At 38.8% G+C, this 21,044-nt stretch carries 16 protein-coding genes and 1 riboswitch; of the genes, 2 read left to right on the top strand and 14 right to left on the bottom strand.

From position 1 onward, the window contains the following. Positions 1 to 72: 72 nt before the first annotated feature. From AC2TDL_RS05845 to AC2TDL_RS05855, 3 genes are all read right to left on the bottom strand, one after another. Positions 73 to 1,422: an NCS2 family permease gene (locus AC2TDL_RS05845; protein WP_484699255.1), complete on the bottom strand. Its 1,350-nt coding sequence runs from the start codon at positions 1,420 to 1,422 to the stop codon at positions 73 to 75. A gap of 107 nt (positions 1,423 to 1,529) precedes the next feature. After that, a riboswitch (purine riboswitch) is annotated at positions 1,530 to 1,630 on the bottom strand. A 60-nt stretch (positions 1,631 to 1,690) separates the two neighbouring features. Continuing rightward, positions 1,691 to 2,806 carry a DUF1648 domain-containing protein gene (locus AC2TDL_RS05850; RefSeq protein ID WP_484699256.1) on the bottom strand — a complete coding sequence of 372 codons (1,116 nt, stop codon included), beginning with the start codon at positions 2,804 to 2,806 and terminating at the stop codon, positions 1,691 to 1,693. 32 nt (positions 2,807 to 2,838) lie between these two features. Then, on the bottom strand, positions 2,839 to 3,228 hold the full coding sequence (locus AC2TDL_RS05855; RefSeq protein WP_484699257.1) for a GntR family transcriptional regulator: 390 nt from the start codon (positions 3,226 to 3,228) through the stop codon (positions 2,839 to 2,841). Positions 3,229 to 3,510: 282 nt separating this feature from the next. Between AC2TDL_RS05855 and AC2TDL_RS05860 the strand changes: the two genes are divergently transcribed. After that, a complete protein-coding gene (locus AC2TDL_RS05860; RefSeq protein ID WP_484699258.1) occupies positions 3,511 to 5,625 on the top strand; it encodes a stalk domain-containing protein in 2,115 nt (704 codons plus the stop codon). Between the two features lie 90 nt (positions 5,626 to 5,715). On the opposite strand, the gene AC2TDL_RS05865 is transcribed toward AC2TDL_RS05860, so the two are convergent. Continuing rightward, positions 5,716 to 6,051: a DUF4363 family protein gene (locus tag AC2TDL_RS05865; RefSeq protein ID WP_484699259.1), complete on the bottom strand. Its 336-nt coding sequence runs from the start codon at positions 6,049 to 6,051 to the stop codon at positions 5,716 to 5,718. A gap of 99 nt (positions 6,052 to 6,150) precedes the next feature. Here AC2TDL_RS05865 and AC2TDL_RS05870 point away from each other — a divergent pair, with 99 nt between their 5' ends. Then, positions 6,151 to 6,840 carry a DUF421 domain-containing protein gene (locus AC2TDL_RS05870; protein ID WP_484699260.1) on the top strand — a complete coding sequence of 230 codons (690 nt, stop codon included), beginning with the start codon at positions 6,151 to 6,153 and terminating at the stop codon, positions 6,838 to 6,840. A 97-nt stretch (positions 6,841 to 6,937) separates the two neighbouring features. On the opposite strand, the gene AC2TDL_RS05875 is transcribed toward AC2TDL_RS05870, so the two are convergent. The 10 genes from AC2TDL_RS05875 to AC2TDL_RS05920 all read right to left on the bottom strand — a co-directional run bounded on the left by AC2TDL_RS05875 (position 6,938) and on the right by AC2TDL_RS05920 (position 20,802). Next, the gene (locus AC2TDL_RS05875) at positions 6,938 to 7,591 is read right to left on the bottom strand and encodes an SGNH/GDSL hydrolase family protein (RefSeq protein WP_484699261.1); all 654 of its coding nucleotides are present in this window, start codon (positions 7,589 to 7,591) and stop codon (positions 6,938 to 6,940) included. Positions 7,592 to 7,861: 270 nt separating this feature from the next. Continuing rightward, entirely contained in the window at positions 7,862 to 8,539 is a 678-nt protein-coding gene (pgmB, locus tag AC2TDL_RS05880) for a beta-phosphoglucomutase (RefSeq protein ID WP_484699262.1), read from the bottom strand. 54 nt (positions 8,540 to 8,593) lie between these two features. Beyond that, positions 8,594 to 10,873 carry a glycoside hydrolase family 65 protein gene (locus tag AC2TDL_RS05885; protein WP_484699263.1) on the bottom strand — a complete coding sequence of 760 codons (2,280 nt, stop codon included), beginning with the start codon at positions 10,871 to 10,873 and terminating at the stop codon, positions 8,594 to 8,596. Between the two features lie 11 nt (positions 10,874 to 10,884). Next, the gene (locus AC2TDL_RS05890; RefSeq protein ID WP_484699264.1) at positions 10,885 to 13,032 is read right to left on the bottom strand and encodes an amylo-alpha-1,6-glucosidase; all 2,148 of its coding nucleotides are present in this window, start codon (positions 13,030 to 13,032) and stop codon (positions 10,885 to 10,887) included. Positions 13,033 to 13,060: 28 nt separating this feature from the next. Further along, positions 13,061 to 13,897, bottom strand: coding sequence for a carbohydrate ABC transporter permease (locus tag AC2TDL_RS05895; RefSeq protein ID WP_484699265.1), 837 nt, complete (start codon positions 13,895 to 13,897; stop codon positions 13,061 to 13,063). Next, positions 13,897 to 14,772: a carbohydrate ABC transporter permease gene (locus AC2TDL_RS05900; RefSeq protein WP_484699266.1), complete on the bottom strand. Its 876-nt coding sequence runs from the start codon at positions 14,770 to 14,772 to the stop codon at positions 13,897 to 13,899. The genes AC2TDL_RS05895 and AC2TDL_RS05900 overlap by 1 nt, the downstream gene beginning before the upstream one ends. Before the next feature lie 93 nt (positions 14,773 to 14,865). Beyond that, a complete protein-coding gene (locus tag AC2TDL_RS05905) occupies positions 14,866 to 16,125 on the bottom strand; it encodes a sugar ABC transporter substrate-binding protein (protein WP_484699267.1) in 1,260 nt (419 codons plus the stop codon). 212 nt (positions 16,126 to 16,337) lie between these two features. Further along, positions 16,338 to 17,885 (bottom strand): response regulator transcription factor, encoded by a 1,548-nt coding sequence (locus tag AC2TDL_RS05910; protein WP_484699268.1) that lies wholly within the window; start codon positions 17,883 to 17,885, stop codon positions 16,338 to 16,340. Continuing rightward, positions 17,866 to 19,680, bottom strand: a complete 1,815-nt coding sequence (locus tag AC2TDL_RS05915) for a sensor histidine kinase (RefSeq protein ID WP_484699269.1) — start codon at positions 19,678 to 19,680, stop codon at positions 17,866 to 17,868. Before AC2TDL_RS05915 ends, AC2TDL_RS05910 begins: the two co-directional genes overlap by 20 nt. 180 nt (positions 19,681 to 19,860) lie before the next feature. Then, a complete protein-coding gene (locus AC2TDL_RS05920) occupies positions 19,861 to 20,802 on the bottom strand; it encodes a hypothetical protein (RefSeq protein WP_484699270.1) in 942 nt (313 codons plus the stop codon). Positions 20,803 to 21,044 lie beyond the last annotated feature (242 nt).

A 21,044-nucleotide genomic window follows, 5' to 3' on the forward strand; every position in this document is an offset into this window, starting at 1 on the left:
CTCGATAGCATCAAACATAACAAAAAGCAGCGCCGGCCAAGCGCTGCTTTTGTTATATGCAATAATATTTAGTTATTCTCCGCCCATAAATAAATATTTAAAGATGATAATAACGACAAGTACCCAAATTAACCAATGAACTTTATACTTGCCTTTTTTCGTAAGATTTGCTGCTGTAGCAAGAATTGCGTAAAATACAAGACCGAAGGAAATACCATGAGCAATACTGTAAGTAAACGGCATAAATGCGATGATAAAGAAAGCAGGAATCGCATAAACCATATCAGTGAAATCAATTTCCTTAACAGATTGCATCATAAGCACACCAACAATAATTAATGCTGCGTTTGTAGCTGCTGCTGGTACTAAAAGTACTAGCGGGAATAAGAAAATTGAAAGCAAGAAGCAAATACCAGTTGTTACAGAAGTAAGGCCAGAACGTCCACCTTGAGCAATACCAGCAGAGCTTTCAACGAAAGCAGTAATTGTGCTTGTCCCAAGAACAGCACCGCCAGATACCCCAACTGCATCCACAAGCATTGCTTTACCGATACGTTTTTTTCCTTCAACAGGATCTTTCATTAAACCAGCGCGAGTAGCTGTACCAACTAGTGTACCAAATGTATCAAATAACTCGACAAATGTGAACGTTAAAATAACTGTAACTAAACCAACTTCTATTACGCCTGCAAAGTCAAAATCTGCAAAGTGCATAGATGAAAAGCTTGGAACCCAAGAGTTGTTTGAAAGTGTATCTCCAACATTCACATAGCCAGTAATAATTGCGATGATCGTTGTGGCAACAATCCCCCAAAGGAGCGCACCAGGAACGCGAACTACCATTAAGATTGCAATAATCACAAGTGCAATAACTGTATATGCAACACTTGAACTATGCAAATCGCCCAATGAAATTAGCGTACTGCCATCTTCAAAAGCAATGATAGCCATTATACCGCTGCCTTTTAATCCGATTACTGTAATAAACAAACCAATACCAACCGTAATCGCATGTTTTAAGCTGTCAGGTACTGCATCAACAAGCAATTGGCGAATGTGTGTAACTGTCAAAATAACAAAAATTAAACCTGAAATAAACACTGCAGTTAACCCCATCGCAGGGCTAATTGGCGTGTCAGTAGCCTGAGAAGCAACAACTACAGAAGCGAAATAAGCATTTAAGCCCATACCTGGAGCCAAAGCTACCGGGAAGTTGACAAAAAGTCCCATAGCAATTGTGAAAATACCTGCTGCAAGTGCTGTTGCTAAAAATACTCCTTCAAAATTCAATCCCGTACCGTTGCTTAAGATTCCCGGATTCACTGCCAGAATATAAGCCATGGTCATGAAAGTCGTTAGCCCTGCCATAATTTCAGTTCTGACATTTGTTCCTAGTTCCTTTAATCGAAAGAAACGCTCCATTTTGAATATAACCTCCCAAAATATTGATGGAACAAACAAAAAAAGCCATGGAAAATTGTTGTTTCCCTTGGCTTTGCAAAAAGGAGATATGCCGCCACTGGCCCTGTGGAGCTTCTCTCACCTTTCGTAGCCAGATCATTTACGGTGACCTTGTAGAGACTCTCAAGCCAATTCTTGAGATTATACGAAAGAATATGCTTTTGTCGTATTCCAACAACAATTTTATAGATATTGTGACAATTTTGTCAACAAATTTATTCCTTTAGCCCTAAGAACTTAATAGAAAAGCTGGGATTAAAACAATCGCAATTACACCGATAAACACAATCCAGCTTAGTGGATTTCCACAATTTATCGACCAGCCTACACCAAAACGTTTTTCGACAAATATTGCAGGATCTTGCGGATTCCAGTAAAAAATACCTAATTTCCAATACTTATCCAGGTCAGCATTGTTTACTGCGGCATTAGCTTTTTGCTTCCTTAATACAATGCGTGAGCCACCTTGGCCAAGCTTCAAGCTTAATGTTATTGCCCCTAACAATACAAGCCCAATTCCGACAGCAGCGACAAGCATAAAGTCTTTTGGCTCCCACAATTTTAGCGGAGTTAACTGACCAATACACATGATTAAGACAACAATAAAACCAGCGACACAGGTATATACTGACCATGCAAAGCGAAAAATGCGATTGCGCTCTAGTGATCCTTCTGGATCATGATTTTCTACAACCTGCTTCGACTTAATAATTCCGTAATGGTTTACTAAAAATACAATAACTATCGCTAAAGCCACAACCGATAGCATCAGTACCGATTGCAAAGATTTTTCTACTGTGCTTGTAACCGCACCTGAAAAATCGTATTTCATAGGCAATTGCTCAGGAAAATCATCATAACGAATTAAGCTATACGCTGTAGTCATCGCAATTGTTAGAAGATGCGGGATATACCATGCTGTCGAAATAACATAGCGTTTTGGCTGAAAATTCGTTTGTACAACAATCTTCTGAGAAGTTTGCTGCTCCTTAAACCAGGATTGCTGCTGCTTCCAATTTTTTATCGAACGATGTGATGTATAGTATACGACAAATGTTAAAATCATATACAGCAAAATGCCAATGAAATAACTCCAAGTAATTACCGCTTCACTTGATTGCTGTTGTAAAGTGAAATATAAGGTAACTAAAAGGATAACGCCAAGCAGTATTGAGCTAACCATATATCGCTTAATATGTGCTGCAATATATGGTTGACTCTTGACACCTTCAGGTATTGTAACCCCAAACGCTTCTGTTTTACGAGTTATTACTGGCGTAATTGACGTAATAAAAATAACTGGCAAAAGGATAGCTAACATAATCCATAATAATTCCATTGTCATTATTTTCATCTCCTAACCTTTATAATAATCAGTTATTCACTATTAACTTTAAGTTCTTCATATACTTCCTCTAAAAGCTGCATCACTTGCTCACGTTCCATCCCGCGACAGATCGCTTCTGAAATAATTGGCTTTAATCGTTGCTTCTGACGTTGCTTAAAGGTTTCATCTGCACTTGGAAATGCTACTGGCTCAATAATTACGCCTTGCTTACGATTAATTTGTACATATCCCTCTTGTTTCAATAAGTGATACGCCTTGTTAACGGTATGAAGATTTACACCTAGATCGACAGCTAATGAACGAACCGACGGTAAGCTCTCCCCTTTTACTAGCTCTCCTTTCGCGATCCCTTCAATAATTGCCTCGGCAATTTGCGTATAGATTGGAACGTCAGATTGTAGATCAATCGCTAACAGCATTTCATCACCTTCCTCATTTATCTTGTTCCATCAATGAGGCTATATTAGCACTCGTTCTATCTGTTATATATATTGTATAACAGATAGAACGAGCATTTCAACTATTTCCAAAAAAATCTTTTTGCAAAATAACGTCGATTAATAGGCAATGATTTTTGTCACAAAATGTTAACATTTTGAATTTTTTTTATAATTTATAATCTATATCGCAACTAACAAACATATATGCTCGTTAAACCATATGTTGATAAAATATAGTCATAGAAATTGAGGAGATTTATAATGAAACCAATATTTAAAGTAATAACTGTCAGTGCTGCATTGTTAAGCATAAGCACTGCACCTTTAATTAATACAACTGTAAAAGCTGAAAACTCATTACCTGTAGATGGTCATGCAGCGGTAAGCTCTGTGCAATATCAGCTTACTGGAAATGACCATTTTCAATTTACTAAAAACAGTAATATCTACTACGTTAATGGCGTTCAATTAAGCTCGGATGAAAATGTTGAACTAGTCAACGGCACAACTTATGTCCAATTCAAAACGATAGCTCATGCATACGGATTTACAATTAGCTATGATAATTCCACTAAAGAGTCAGTTGCTAAATACGGCAATTTAAAAATTTCCTTCAAGATCAATGAATCCACTATGAAAGTTAATGGAAAATCAATGAAAACAGGCGGAAAGGTCATTTCACGCAATGGCAATCTAATGATTCCGATCCGAGCATGGGCCAACGCTACTGGAAGCACGTTAGATGTGAATGGTTCGTATTTAAAGCTCAACTGGAATACGTTGCCAAAAGCAAACTTCGTTGTTAATGAAAAGAAAATTATTGCCGGTGAAACTCAAGTAACAACAACTGATCATTCTTCAACTAGCCTAGGTTTCAGTATTGTTGAGGAAGCTTGGGAGGGGCTTGAAACTCTTTATCAAGAGCCCGGACAATATACCGTTACTCGTCGTGTAAAAGACAATCGCGGTTATTGGAGTGAGCCATACAGTGTAACTATTGAGGTGAAAAAGCCTAATCAACCGCCAGTAGCTGATTTTACAACTGACAAAGCGATTTATAAAATCGGTGAACCTGTTAACTATACCAATAAAAGCTATGACGACGGTCAAATTATTAGTAATACATGGACAGGCAACGAACCTGCCTTCTTTAAACCAGGGACGTATACAATTAAGTTAGAAGTTCAAGATAATGAAAAAGCTACTTCTTCAATTGAAAAAACAATTACAGTTACAAATGAAGTGATGTATACTCAGGATCAATTTTATTTGAACTTTGCTAAACCAGGTGATAAAGTTCCTGTTGAATCAGGCAGATCATTAAAATTGCCTTCGATTAAGTACGATATTCAATCTGAAGATATTACAGCAGTAAGAACTAATAGTCCTGAGCAATTGACAGGCCCTGCAATTGACTATACTGATACAATTTCTGGAGCTGTACGCTTTAATATTCATAAGCAAAATATGGCAGATAGACCGCTTGAGCTGCACTTAGTTGCAACAAATAATAACGAAACTCCAGTTAAGCTTACTAAGCATCGCTTTACCTACGCAGGTCCTGCAACTTATGTATCGCAAAGCGGTAAAACCGCTGCTAGCCGTTTCTTACAGGAGCTGCTAACGCCAGCTAAGGACGAATATATTACTTTACAGCCTGGGGAAAGCGTTGAATTATTAGTTGGACTTCCTGCAATTTCTGCTGGAAAAACGATGACTATTTTTAGCGAATATTTTAGCCCTGCCCCAATCCGTTATTCTTTAGTAGTAACTGAGAAAGACGGCAGCGGTATTGAAGGCTTAGAAACATTGACGCAATCAGAGCATGACGGCAAACATATTCGTGGTACATTTGCAGGCGGAAATCGTGAAATCATCGTTAACAAAGTTCTCGGCACTGAAGAAAATGGCGAAAAACTTGTCCTTGGCGATAAAACACAGGAATATGATAAGCTTCTTGTTGGTACTGATGCGATAACAGGACAAGAGGTTATTAACTATGGTAATGGCGGTACAGTTTATAATCTGAACCTAAGAGTAGCAGCAAATACAGCGATTTTATTGAATCCTCGTGGCGGACATTATGGCGGAGCATTTGTTGTAAACAATGAGCTAGTGCCGATTACTAATAATAGTATTCTATCTGGGCAAACGGAGGCTGCCTTCTTGTATCGTACAGGTGCATATAGAGAAGTCGTTTCCATTTCATATGTTGTTGCACCTGGCAGTAACATGCCATTGCATTTAATGTTTATACCTATTCCTTCGCTAGACGGTAAACAAAATAACGAAGGTTCAAACAATGAGCAAAAGCAAGAGCAAGAGCAAGTACAACAAGACGATGAAGCTCTTCAGCAAGAGCAACAAGAGCAATAATCATTCGTTCATCGGAATAGATCTTTTACTTTAAAATTAAAGGCTAGCAAGCTTCTTCCAGCACGGAATTAGCTTACTAGCCTTTCTTCACTATAAGGAGTAAATATCGGCAAGAAGACTTTTAATCGTAGCCAGCTCTAAGCTTGCCATTTGATAATCCCTTATCTCAATTGCTGCTTGTAAACGAAGAATGCTTTCATGCAAAGTTTCATATTCTCCTTCATCGCCAAGCAACTGCAGCTTCCATTCATTATTGTCGTAAAGCTTTGTAAATCTATCCATTTGTATTTCTAGTGCATTCCAGTCCTCTGCCAATAACTGCTGCTGGATTACATTAATTTGCCCTTTTAATTCGTTGCTGCCCATACAGCCCGGTAGGAGCAATATAACAGGCACTATCAATATACTTATCCATCTCCTAATCAATTGGCACTCCCTCCGTTTACAAAACACGTATAGTTTTATTTACAATTTCCCATAATAAGCAGTGCTTATTCATCAAATAATGAACTAAGGAGAATCGCTATGCCGGAGCTTGTACTAATATTAATCCGTTCTATTATAGCTTTTTTTGTATTGCTCGGTTTAACGAGAATTATGGGCAAAAAGCAATTATCGCAATTAACCTTTTTCGACTATATCGTTGGTATTACAATTGGCTCGATAGCGGCAACAATGTCCGTTGATCAAAATATTAAAATTTCAAATGGTTTAATATCACTTATTATTTGGGGATTATTGCCTCTTTTGCTCGGTTTTATTGGTTTAAAGTCAGGAACACTTTTACGTATTACAGATGGGACTCCTTCCATTGTGATTAAGCAAGGTAAAGTATTAGAAAAAGAAATGAAAAAAAATCAGCTTGCTATCGATGAGCTGATGATGATGTTGCGTGAAAAAGGAGTCTTTAAGCTTGATGAAGTAGAGATGGCTGTATTTGAAAATAATGGTGAATTAAGTGTATTGAAAAAAACAGAAGTGGACCCGATTACTCCTAAAACGTTAGGAATAAAAGTTAAAAATGAGCATGCTCCGACCTTGCTTATTGTAGATGGTCATATTCTACATAACAATCTTGCAGCTTTAAAGCTTGATCAACAGTGGCTAATGAAAGAAATAAAAAAACATGGCGCTTATGATGAGAAAGATATTTTTATAGCACAAATTGATGCTAATCAAAAGCTTTTTATTGATTTTTATGATGATCACAAATAAAACACCTGTCTCATATGTTAGACTATGAAACAGGTGCTTAAAAAACTTTAGTATATTTTATTACCGATTCAGAGCATAAAATTAGCGTTTAAAGAAATTAGCGTTTCCATTGGAATCCTATTGCATCTAAAAATGCTCTTGCTAGTACCATATGTCCCACTGCTGATGGATGTACACGATCCCAAGCTATCGTTGCAGAATAAAGCTCTTTCAAAACTTCATTAAAAGCCGCCTGCGTATCAACAAATTTTGTATCATATTCGGCAGCTATTTTCCGTACGATTGCACCATATTCATCCATTGTTGAACGCATTTTATCCTCTTCATTGCTTTCAATAAAAAATGGGGTCATTAGCACAATCCCTTTAACTAATGGCTTCGTTTCACTAACAAGTTTACGCAGCGTTGCTTCATATTCATCCTTGTAAACATGCCATTCTTTAATAAAAGGAGTATCATATTGTCGCCATACATCATTAATTCCGATCATAATTGATAGCCATTGTGGCTTCTGTGCCACTACATCCTCTTGCCATCTTGCGTTCAAATCGCGAACTGTATTTCCGCTAATCCCTTTGTTGACTACACGAATGCCCAGTTCAGGATAAACGGCTTGCAGCAATGCATCAACCATTGAAACATAGCCTTTGCCTAGTGCAGCAAACAAACCTTCCCCGTCTGGTCTATTACGCTCACAATCCGTTACCGAGTCTCCGATAAATAGCAGCTTATCGCCTTTTTCCAGTAACATGCCCCTATGTCTCCTTTATGAATAAAATGATAACTCCTCTTCCATTTTACAGCACATTGAAGACAGCTAGCTAGCGATCATATTTAAAATAGAGGCTGAGGTATATCATCTCTTTCAGGTCTATGGGAATATGGTATTTTTTCAGCAATACAGAAATATAAGCTCTTTCGAATACTTTCTCCAGAGCTTATATTCCCTTCGCTAAAAGCGATTTTATTTCATTTTTAACACTATCTTCCTTCGCTTGCATGGGATATTGCAGCTTTCCCCTTAACGATTAACCTTTTCAAATATGCTCACTAATTGCTCATAGTTCAGCTCTGCTGTGCTGCTATAGACATGATGAGCGTGAGGAAAATGTTCTTTGTTGCCGATCGCGATTGCGGTCATATTGGCAGCGAGGATCGCATCGATCCCTGCAGCAGCATCCTCTATGCCTATACAGTTTTCAGGAGCAACTGCTAAATGCTCGGCTGCAGCTAAAAACACCTCTGGATCAGGCTTGGAGTTTTTAATGCTGGCAGCATCAACAATATAATCGAATTGCTGCTCCATCTGTAAATTCGCAACAACAGTAAACGCATTTTTACTTGCAGAGGCAATCGCTGTTTTTATTCCATTTGCTCTTAAATCTGCAAGCAACTGGGGAATGCCAGGCAGTACATCAGATGGTTTAATAGAGGCAATTAACTGTTTATACAATTCATTTTTTCGCTCCGCCAGCTTAGATAACTCTTCTGCACTATATTGCAGCGGTGTCGGCGACAAACTAAGCAGCAAACGCAATGATTCTAGTCGTGATACGCCTTTAAGATTTTCGTTAAATTCTCTTGTAAACGGTAAACCAAGCTCGTCACCAATCGCCTTCCAAGCTAAATAATGATGTTCAGCTGTGTCAGTTATTACACCGTCCAAATCAAAGATTACCGCTTCTAATTCTCTAGTCATCAGTTTATTTCATTCCTTTCATAGCCTCCTGGCCAAAGCTTTGCTAACTTCACTTTAATAAGACAACTTTTGTTGTTCAAGCGGCTTTAATGTTATCACTTGCTCTCGTACTTTAATCGTTAGTTGCTCACCTGAGAGAAGCACTACTTGAATCTCCTCTTTATTAACTGTAACTTGGACTGTACGCCCTTTATATTGCAGCTTGAATGAATAATGTTCCCAATCTGATGGCAGCTTCGGAGATAACGATAACTCGTTCCACTTAATACGCACACCAGCAAAGCCAAATACGATTGCCATCCAGGTACCTCCCATATTGGCTAGATGTAACCCATCCTTCGTATTTCCATGCGTGTTGTCTAAGTCTAATCGAGCAGTTTCTTTGAAATAATGATACGCCTTCTCCTCATAGCCTACCTTTGCAGCCATAATGCTAAAAATACAGCTTGACAGTGAGGAATCATGCGTCGTAATACGCTCGTAGTAATCATAGGAGTTTTTTATAGTTGCCAAAGCCTGCTCGTCTTCTAAAAGAAAATGGGCAAGCACAGTATCTGCCTGTTTACATACTTGATAGCGATAAATCGTCAATGGATGATAATGAAGCAGCAATGGATACTTTTCCTTAGGGGTATGCTCAAAATCCCACACCTTTTTATTTAAAAATGTATCATCTTGAGGATTAATATCTAGCTTCTCATCATATGGCAAATACATCATCTCCGCAGCCTTTTTCCATGCTGCAGGCTCATTATCCTCGATCGCAAGCTTTTGGATAAGCTGTTCATAACGCTTAGCATCATATGCCTTAACTAGCTCTAACGATCTAGCTGCCCATGTTAAATTATGCTTTGCCATTACATTAGTATAATAGTTATTGTTGACGCAGCACGTATATTCATCTGGTCCTGTTACTTCATCAATATAGAAGCTACCTTCTCGCTCATGACCAATCTCGATCCATAGTCTCGCAGTCTCTACAAGCACTTCACAGCCATAGTCAGCAAGAAACTCAAGATCCTCTGTTGCCATAAAATATTGAATATAACTATAGGCAATATCTGCACTAATATGATACTGTGCCGTACCTGATGGGAAGAAAGACGAACATTCTGTACCTGCGATCGTTCGCCACGGATAAAGCGCACCTTGACTATGTCCCATTTCTTGGGCGCGCTGCTTCGCATAAGGCAAAATATGATAACGATATAACAGCAGATCTTTAGCAAGCTGCGGCTGAGTTAACATAAAGACTGGCAGCATATAAATTTCCGTATCCCAAAAGTAGTGCCCCTCATAACCTTCTCCAGATAAGCCCTTCGCCGCAATATTGCTGAACTTATCGCGACCTGCCGACTGCAGCAGTTGAAATAAGTTAAAGCGAATGCCTTCCTGCAATAAAGCATCGCCACCGATCTCAATATCTGAGCGGAGCCAGTAATCATCCATATATTGCTTCTGTAATGCTAATTGCTCAGTAAAACTTGCTTTAGCAAATTGTTTTGCTAGTTGTTTCGCACGCTCCAAGCTTTGCTCGCCCTGACGCAAAGTATCGGTGTAAATATTCCACTTCGTAAAGCTGATTGAAGCGCTGCTTGCAAAGCTAGCCAAATAGCTTACTTGCTGTTGAGTAGCTGTTTGTTCGACATGCTTTGCATTTGAATGGCTGTAAACTGTTGCACAACAAACAGATAGTTTAGAAGTTAATGTTTCATTGCATACAAAATGAACGTCATCCTCAATTCCAGCTGCTATTGTCGTCAACAATTTTGCATGTCCAGAAGCAACTCGTGGATCGTTTACCGCTGTATAGTTTTGTACATCACCTTGCAATGTTGATAGCACAGTAATATCTCCTTGAACTTTAAGCGGTATAATGACTAATTCAATAGCAAAAAGCTCACGTGTTACAAACGAAACGATACGGCGAAAAATGATCTCCAGTTCTTGACCTTGCGGCGACTTCCAATGCACACGTCGTTCGGCATAACCCTCATCTAGTTTAAGCTCACGACTATAAGCAATAATTTCACCTGTAAATAAATTAAACGGTTCCTTAGCTTCACCTACAAAAATTTGAATGCCTTGTGCATCAATAATGTTCACTAACTTTTGCTGAGTGGAAGGAAAGCCAAATAGTTTTTCACCATAAGGAATAGTAATTACATCATGGAAGGCATTAATATAGGTGCCGCGTATACTCTGCATATTCTCTCCATAGCCTTCTTCAAAGTTTCCACGTACACCCAAATATCCATTGCCAAGCGCAAAAATACTTTCCTGATTTAATAAGTCTGTCTGTTCCAGCGACTGATTGTTAATAGACCATGTCATTGCCAAAGCTCCTATCTATGTTCGTTATTGTAATTAACAATTAACCCTGTTGTATTTCTCAGTATAGTTGTCGAGGTTTTTGCTGTTAATTGGTCGAGGGATAAATGTATGTCTAGTTTCCCCGAGCCAACTGACAAGCCTTCTACCTTTAACTCCGTTATACTCGATGGCAAATTCGGTGTTATACTAACCGTTCCTTGTAACACATCTACTTGCAACCCAAGCATCGCTTGTAACATCGCAAATGTCGTTGCTCCTGACCAGGCTTGCGGGGAGCATGTTGTAGGATAAGCTACAAATCTGTCAACTTCCTCCTTGCCATACCCACAAATCAATTCAGGAAAGCGATAATCAGGCAACTCAGCAGCGATTGAAAGCAATCCAGAAACGATCGTACTTGCTTCTTTATAAAGCCCGCTTCGCAAACAGCCTAAAATAATTAAGCCATTATCATGCGGCCAGACGCTCCCGTTATGGTAGCTCATTGGATAGTAGCCAGTTGATTGACTACTCATTGTGCGGATTCCATAGCCATTAAACATATCTTTGGCTAATAAACGCTTGCCAATTTTTAATGCCAATTCGTTCGGCAATAGTCCAGTCAATAAGAGATGACCTGGATTGGAGGTAACAGATTGTACAGGTTTTAATTCCCCATCCAATGCAATACAAAAATATTGCTCCTCCTCAAGCCAAAAGTAGCGTACGATATTGTCCATAAGCTGCTTAGCCTGTATCGCTAACTTGCGTGCTTGCTCTTGTTTACCAAGTCTTTGCCATATATGAGCTAACCCTTGCTTTGCATAGCATATATAGCCTTGAACTTCCACAAGTGCAATTGGTGCCTTTGCAAGTAAGCCATTGTGATGGACAACACTGTTCGCAGAATCTTTCCATCCTTGATTAGGAAAACCTTGTTCCGCTTCCTGTTGATAAGTAAGAAACCCGCAGGCGTTGTCTGCTGAACGTTTATTTATCCAAGCCAGTGCCGCTTCAATATGCTCCTCCAGTTCAGTAACGATGCTTAGATCGCCTGTCCATTTCACGTATTCTACTAGCAATATTAGAAATAACGGAGTAGAATCCACCCCTCCATAATATGGCGAAAAAGGAGACTGTCCTGTTGTCACCAGCTCTCCAAAACGAACTTCATGCATCATCTTGCCAACTTCTTCATCACGCCAAGGTTCATTTGCTTTTCCTTGATAAGCAGCAAGTGTCCGCAATGTGCCTAAAGCATGGGATGGCTGAAGCGGTAACATAAATAACGAGGTAATTAAGCTATCTCTGCCAAATACAGTCGCAAACCACGGCAAACCCGCTACTGTCGTCTGACCGTAGCCAATATCCCTTTGCAACATCCGCAAATCTTGCAAGCTGCGGGCATATAGCGCATTAAATAATGAACTAGAGCTAGTTACTTGTGTATTATTTTTTTCCCATTCCGCATAGCTTTGCTCTAGACTTTGTAAAGCTTGTGCAAACGAGGTATCCCCTTGATGTTCCGATTGCACTGTAATGCAACTTGCTGTTTCCTGTCCATTCTGCTCTAATTTCTGTTCCATCTTTTGCTGCGGAACAATTATCAGCTCAATAATTTCGGTTTGTCCTGGTTTTAAGTGAAGCCTATACTCTAGCATTTGCTCCTGCTTATGCAGCTTTGGCTCACCGCTCCAAAGGATCTCCGTTGTGCGAAGCTGATTATCTTTCCCACGATAGTTCAGTTGTAAGCTATGCTCGGTATAAGTTGTTTGTAACATCTCTCCTACTTCACCTGAACGATAGCGACGGACAATAAACATATCTTGAAAATCAGCAGCAAAATGCAGTGTCAAATCTATGCTTTGCTCAGTAAGAAAGTAGTTTGTAATTTGCAGTTGCTCATGCAGCTTGCCGTCATTTATTAAACTGCTGCGCTTAATTTGAATTGCGCCAATATCTTTTTGTTCGTATTTTAATAGCGTTGATAACATATAGCTTGATGTTGTACTGCTTCCTAACAATTCAGGAATTTGTCCGTTAATCCGAAGCTCATAGTGACTTAAAAAACGTGTATCGTTCATATATAAGCCATGACCAGCTTCTTTGTTCTGATTGGCATTTCCGAACATATCTACGACATAAAACAAGCTATCTTCCATAATTACCTGGTTACTCATGTTGCTCCTTTTCTGTAAAGATAAATCTTTACTTTACAGCTCCCGCTGCAATACCTTTAATAATATATTTTTGAGCAAATGCATAAAAAATGACGACTGGAATAATCGTTAACGTCAAGCCCGCCATTGCCTGATTCCAAACAATTGTAAATTCGCCAAAGAAATAGAACGTGGATAGCTGAATCGTGCGCAATCCTTTATCTGAAAGCACTAGCGATGGCAGCAAATAATCGTTCCATGAGGCAATAACATCGAGAATAGCAACAGTTACCGTTATACTTTTCAGCAATGGAAACACAATCTTCCAAAACACACCGAAAGTGCTGCAGCCATCTAGTACAGCCGCCTCCTCCAGCGCTACTGGAATTGACTTAATAAAGCCATGGTATAGAAATACAGCAATACCAGCATGGAAGCCGATATTCATAAAAATTAATCCTTCATGCGTATTTAGCATTGGCAAATGCAAATACGTTCTCATCCAATCCATCACTTGCATAAGCGGCATCATTAATGTTTGGAACGGAATTAGCATTGTCGCTACAAACGAGAAGAAAATGATGTTACTCATTACATTGTCTCTTCTAACAAGCATCCAAGCTGTCATCGAGGCAAGCACGATAACAAAAAATACTGTCGCAATCGTGACATATAGTGAATTCCCGAACACAGTAAGAAAGTTCATTTTCTTCATTGCGCTAGAGTAGTATTCAAAGCTAAAGCTCTCCGGCAATGCAAGTACATTTTCATAAAGCTCAGCTCTTGTCTTAAACGAGTTGACAAGCATAATATAAATCGGAGATAGAAACAGCAGAGACAGAATAATTATTAATGTTGAAAATACACTGTTTTTTGTTGTATTCATTACATCTCCACCTCTCTCCGCTTTGTAATTACAACTTGCGTTAATGTGACTAGCGCTACAATTACGAAAAATACGATTGCTTTCGCTTGACCAAATCCATAATTACCGTAGCCGAATATTTCATTGAAAATATTCATGGCAAATAATTCTGTAGTATGCATTGGTCCGCCATTTGTTAGCGATAAGTTCACATCATAAATTTTGAATGCGCCTGATAATGTTAAAAATAAGCAAATGGTAAACGATGGCATCAATAGCGGAAAAACAATTTTCGTCAAACGATGCCATAGATTTGCTCCATCCACTTTAGCTGCCTCCATTACCTCATCAGAAATCCCTTGAATACCAGCAATATAAATAACCATTGTGTAACCTGCCATCTGCCAAGTAAATACAATGACCAACGCTATTAATGCATAGTTAGGATCAATGAGCCAATTAAAGAAGATGGAGTCTATTCCTGTAGTAGCACCAATCTGTTTAAACCCATCTGTAAAAATAAAACGCCAAATATATCCCAAAATTAACCCGCCAATTAAATTTGGCATAAACAATAGCGTACGTGCTAAATTACTAGTTTTGAAGCCTGAAGTGACAATTAAAGCAAAAATTAAACCTAGCAAGTTGACACTAATTAGCGCTAATACAGTAAATTTAATCGTACTCCATGCTGAAGTTAAAAAGCGATCATCCTGAAATAACATCGTGTAGTTGTCTAATCCTACAAAGACTTTAGGGTTGCTAGGAATACCATCCCACTTAATAAAGGAATAGTAAATCCCAATTAAAAAAGGAATGACAACAACGATTAAAAATATTAAAAATAACGGCATTGTAAAGATGCAATACCATAGCTTGCTGTTCTTGTTGGTCATTGGTACCATCCTTTCCCATAATCGATCGGTTTAAGATGATGAAAGCCTAACATCCTTATTCGTGTTAGGCTTTCAATATTACAAATCTTATCTTTACTTAGCAGCTTTTACCCATACTTCACCTAGCTTTTCAAGATATTGCTCAGGTGTCATAGATGGATTTAAGAAAAATTCTGATGTAAGTGGAGCAAGGTCGTTCACAATAATTCCTTGTGGGAAGTAGTTAAGCGCCCACGGAATCGTATTACCTGCTTGTGATGCATCAAATACTGCTTGAGATAATGGATCCAAGCCAGTCGGCTCAATAGTTGTAACTGCTGGAATAAAGCCAAATTCATTTACAATCGTATTTTTACCTGTTTCACTTGTATACAGCCACTCAAGGAATGCATTAGCTGCAGTAATTTCCTCTTGGGTAGCTTTATTGTTAATAACCCAACCTGCTGGAATATCAACAGCAAGCTTATCATTACCTAAAAGCGGAAGTGGTGCCATGCCGATATCGATTTGATCATAATCAGCAAGCATACTGTAGCTCCAGTTACCTTGATGTACAATCGCAGTTTTGCCAGTTGCCAAATCACCCATTTGCGTATCGTATGTGACTTCCATTGGATTCACAGAGTATGTGCGAATCGCATCCATTACTTTAGCAAACTCTTGGAATGCAGGAACATCAGCAAGTTTCACTTCTCCTTTATTCACCTGCTCAATAAAAGCAACTGGATCTTCTTGCAATGCAAATGGTGTATTCAAAATATGACCGATTAAAAAGTATGCTTCTTGCGACAAGCTTAACCCGTTAATCCCGTCTGCCTTAAACTGCTCAAGTGCTTTTATTAAGCCATCTGTATCGCTTACTGTAGAAGGATCGTAAAGCTCTTTATTGTATACTAGACCAAAGCCCTCAACGCCGATTGGCACACCAACTACTTTGCCATCAACCTCTAAAGCCATATTTGGGGCGATATACTCGGCATAGGACTGGTTTGTCATATCGTAATAATACGAAGCAAATTTTTCAGCCTCGGCACCAGGTTGAACAGAGAAAATTGTAGGCCCTTCATTAGCGGCAAGCTTTGTTTGCAATTGAGTAATGTATGCATCCCCTGCTGAGCCCCATACTTCAACCTCATTGCCCGTTTCTTGTTTATATTTTTGAACTAAATTTTCAAGATCTTCAGCAATTTCTACCTTACTTTGGAACAACGTAATTTTCGCTAATTTTTCTGATTGAGTTCCACCATTGCTGCTGTTAGCGCCTTCATCTGTTTTAGTGTTTGCGTTGTTTCCGCATGCAGATAACACAACCAACATAACTGATAGTAACGCAAATGCCCATTTCTTCTTCATCAAAAAGCCCCCTCATTGAATTGTGTTTTGCCTTCTTAGTGTTAATTATATTTTTAGTTATTTGTCGCTTACAGGTGTTATATTCGCTCAAATAGGTAATATTTGAATCTCATTGCACTGCTTGTAAACAAATAAGAACACATCACACTATTTATGCACGAATTATCACTGCATCTTAACCCGCCTTCTAAATAGGAGATGTGTTCCTTATGTTACTTCACTTTATATTTTTTTCGATAAGAGGTTGGCGATAAGCCTGTATATTTCTTAAACACTTTGCTGAAATAATTTAACTCTTCAAAGCCGCTTTCACTGGCAATTTCCTGAATTGGAAGATCCGTATGCGCTAGTAACGAACCTGCCTTATCCATGCGAAGCTGAGTTAAATAGTTCATAATTGTAGTGTCATACTCCTCTTTGAACTTTTTCGCTAAATATTGCGGAGAAAAGTGGAACGTTTCTGCCAAACTAGCTAGCGTTATCTCTTCCTTCATATGGTCGACGATATAATTGCGCACAGCGACAATTGGCTGCATTTGGCTAAGCTCGACTTTGCTTCTATCGATCATATCATTAAAAATCTGCTTAAGCTTAGCTGCCCATTCATCAAGCTGCGTCAGCCATAGCGGCATCGTCTCATGAAAGCGAACGTCGCTAAGCTGGGCATAAATTCTCATGAGCAGCAAATTAATTTCAACGGTATAATGTTGCAGCTCTCGCAAACTAACAACACCTTTACTGGTCAGTTCCTCCTTAAAATGGTCGACCAATTCAAAAATAAACGATTTATTGTTAGCAAGCACCGACTCTACAATTACTCGTTCTTTATCCATAAAAAAATGATCCAACTCTTTTTTTTCCTTGAGCTTACTGCTATCTAAAATGTTGCAGCTCAAAATACGTGATTTTTCCTCCAGCAACACGCTATGTAACTGCTCTGCTTTATTACTTTGCAAGAGAAAACCAACAAAGGTCGATAAATGCAATGTGTGTTTCCATGATTCCTGCAGCTTAATAACTGCCGCTTCAAGCTCATTTGAAGGACGGGATGAGCTTAGCAGCACAATAATAAACACGTCATAATGAAGTATATTCCATGAGCCAAGCGGCTCAAAAATTTCCTCGACAATATTTTTAATCGCAAAATTCATTAGCTGCTCGTCTCTAGCATAATAGTGCTTCACAATTGCTTCTTTATTTCTAGGTAAAAAGGTAACAACATAAAACTGCTGAGGATCAATCCCTATTGACGTTAGAAAAGCTGCAAGCTCTGGACTAGCAGCTTCCTCTTCATCAATTAGTCTGGCAAAGCGCTGCTCATTAACAAGATCGTTGACTTCCTTTAATCGAAATTTAGTGCTAAGCTCCTGTAATTTTACCTCTTGCTCCTGTTTCACTTGCGTATATGCTTTTTGTATTGCAGCATCCAAATCACTAATCTTAAATGGTTTAAGTAAATAATCGACCCCATTAGCAAGCAATGTTGCTCTTGCATAATTAAATTGTTGATAGCCGCTTAGCACAATCACTTTAGACGACCAGCCCTCTTCCCGCAGTTTTTCTAAAAAAGCTGGTCCGTCCATAATGTGCATACTCATATCACAAATAATAATCTCTGGCTGATGCTGCCTAACGAGCTCTAACGCCTCTAAGCCATGTTCAGCTGTAAGAATATGTGTAATTTCATACTGACTCCAATCAATCGACAGTTCGATCCCTTCTCTAACATGCTCTTCATCATCAACAATTAGCAGCTTCATGCTTATCCTCCTTAGTTGGTTCAATCGGCATACGCAATGAAATGACAGTTTTCTCATAAGGAATGCTTGTAATGTTCCAAGAAAAGTGACTGCCGAAATAAAGAGACAAACGCTTTAATACATTAGCTAATCCAATACCTTTCCTTTCTGTTACAACAATTTGTTGATCGACATAAATAGCTTTAACTTGCTCTATCTGTTGTTCAGTAAATCCTTTACCATTATCGACTACTTCAATAAGCAGCTCCTTAGTGCCTAAACCTATATTGACAGCAATCGTAATTTGACCGATTCCTTGCTCTAAACCATGGACAATACTATTTTCAACGAGCGGCTGTAATATCATTTTGGGTACACGCATTTGATTAGCTTGCTCAGCACCGTTTAATTCAAATTGCAGCTTCTGCTTATATCTGCCTTGCTGCAGCGCAATATAATGCTGCACATGAGCAATCTCCTCAGCGAGTAAAACATCTTCCTGTTCAATGTCCATTGAGTAACGGAACATTGCGGCAAATTCTGCGATCCGATCACTTACTTCATATGCTCTGTTTTTAATCGCTAATGTCCCAATCGATTGCAACGTATTGTAGAAAAAATGCGGATTAATTTGTGCCTGCAACATTTTTAAACGAGCCTGTGACAACTCCAATTGACTGCGATATTGCTTATTCCATAGCTCATCTAGCTCGGCTGCCATCTCTTGAAATCTTAGCTCCAGTAAATCCAGCTCATCTGGCGTCGCTGGCACTGGCTTACGCTTAAGCTGAAAGTTCCCCATCTGTAACTTTTTAATATGACTTAGCATATGCTTAATTCGTCTTAACATGTAGTAAGAAATAACTGCCGCCAAAATCGAAACAAAAATAATAGAGACTACTTGTATAGACAGCGTTTTGCTTAGTGCAGAGGTTCGAGCTTCATTAATTAAGGATTGTGGAATGAGTTTTACAAGTGTAACCGTCAAATCATCATTCACTTTATAACGATAATAGACATAACTCCCCTCTTGCGTCTGTAGTTCACCTTTGACGATATCTTGCGCAAGATTAGCGAATTGCTGATTAAGAGCAGTTTGCCATGAGGACGCTACTTCCGCGTAATTTTTTGCTGTTATTTGTTCATCAGCGGTCGTATATAACAGCTCCATTTCCTCACCAATAAATAAGTAAACAGGGCTATGCTCTCTAGTAGTCAAAGAATGAAGCACAGTACTAATATAGACTGGCTTTACATCAAAAGTTGTCAGACCGATAATATCTCGCGTGGAAATATCAATAAACGGTTTATTCACCCGTAATCTTCGTTCTCTATTGGTATACGTTACTTGAAATGGCCGCTCTAGCTCACTATGCGCATAAGAAAGCGTTTGCCCATCAAAATCAGGAATATCAATTTTTGAATTATAATTATAGCGTATGTTGAACTGTTTATTCGTTAAGGCGCTTTTATAAGAAACGGAACCGATTTCACTGTACTTTGCATAAAATTGTTCAAGCCTTTGCGCGATATATACACTCTCTGCAGGTGTTTGCACCTCTGTTGAGGATAATAATTTCACTAATGCAGGATCGGAAAAATAAGAAATACCGAGTAACGATAGTTCATGGAAATACGATTGCAGCGTAGACATCGTAATATCCATCGAGTTTTGCGTTAACTCAACTAGCTGCGCTTTTATTGCTTTTCCTGTAATTTGATAGGACAAAAAATTTGAGACAATAAAAGGGATTGTCGTTGCAACAATTAAACTAACAATGATTTTTGAAATGATACTCCCTCTAATGAGCTTCATCGCTGTAGTCCCCCAATACTTACTATTGCTGTACATTGTAGCATAGCAGATGCAGCGATCATAAGTGTGCATCACCATGCAAACAAAAACCCCCAAGCCAGCTATTCATGCAGCGTGACTAGGGGGTGTATAGTCAGAGCATTGCTACCTAATTGTTGTAACGAATGACTATCAATAATATTAAACTGTATTTTCAATATAGTTTAGACGCTTGTTTTTCAACTGTTGCAACTGACGTTCAGCTTCATCATAATCTGCTTCAAGTTTTCGCACAACCATTCTAACTTGATGCAATGCCTCTAATGTTTTCTCCTGCGCATTTACGATTTTCCCTTGTACAAGCCAATCGGTAATCAAGCCATCAAACCAATAATCAGCCATTTTTAGCGTACCGCTTATATCAATATGAATATTTGCACTATGCTTTAAGTCTGCCAGCTCTTTTTGAAACTGCTCCAATTGACGATTTGCATGATGAATAAAATTACTTGCCTCATCAACATAGCTGTGCTTAATATATGTACTTACAACACCACCGCCAGCCCACATATCCCAGTTTCCCCAATTTTCTGCTCGTTGCAAACTATTTGAGGCATCGGTTAATAAGCCCATGACCCCTTTTCCTGCTGATAAAGCTTCACCAATTTCCTTGACTAGCAGGCTTTGCTCAGTTATTTGCGTCTCCATCTCCTCTAGCTCGTGGGCAGACTTTGGAGAATTGCGCAGTGCCGCTTCCTTTTGCGCCATCGCTTGCTCATAATCCGTATGAGCGTTGGCAAGCTCAGTTATTTGCTCGTTAACTGCAATGAGATCCTGCTGCAGCTCAGCAAGTGTTTTCTTCGCCTCCTGCAAGCGAAATGCAGCTGCTAATGCCTCTTGTCGCTCTAGCTCTAATTGCTCTTGCTTACTTCTTAAAATCGTATGAAAGAGATTGGTTAATGACATCCGAGTCAGCTTCTCAATATCCTGCTGCTCCATTTCTAATTCCACTTCAAGTTTAGTAATAAGCGCTTCTTGAGCTCGAATTTGTTTTAAAAGCTCTGTATGTTTGCGCTCTGCTCGTATAAGTGCATGCTTTCTTTTTCGTAATTCGATAAGTTTTTCAAAATCTAGTCCAGACATTCTGAACCTCCCTATTTAAACACTACTCTATCAAGCATTTAGAGCAATAATCTAAACAATCTAGCTACATGTTAACCTCTTTATAAATCTAAGTCTATATCATAAAATGTAAATCCTTACTTTGTTTTAAAATAAAAAACTGCCTTGAACTTCTTACTAATCGTAGATTATCACTAATGATTCAGAAGCAACTTTAAACCACAACAAATCAACGTTTTCCTTAATATTGTCCAATATTGTCT

The sequence above is a fragment of the Paenibacillus sp. plas6 genome, from assembly GCF_057221655.1.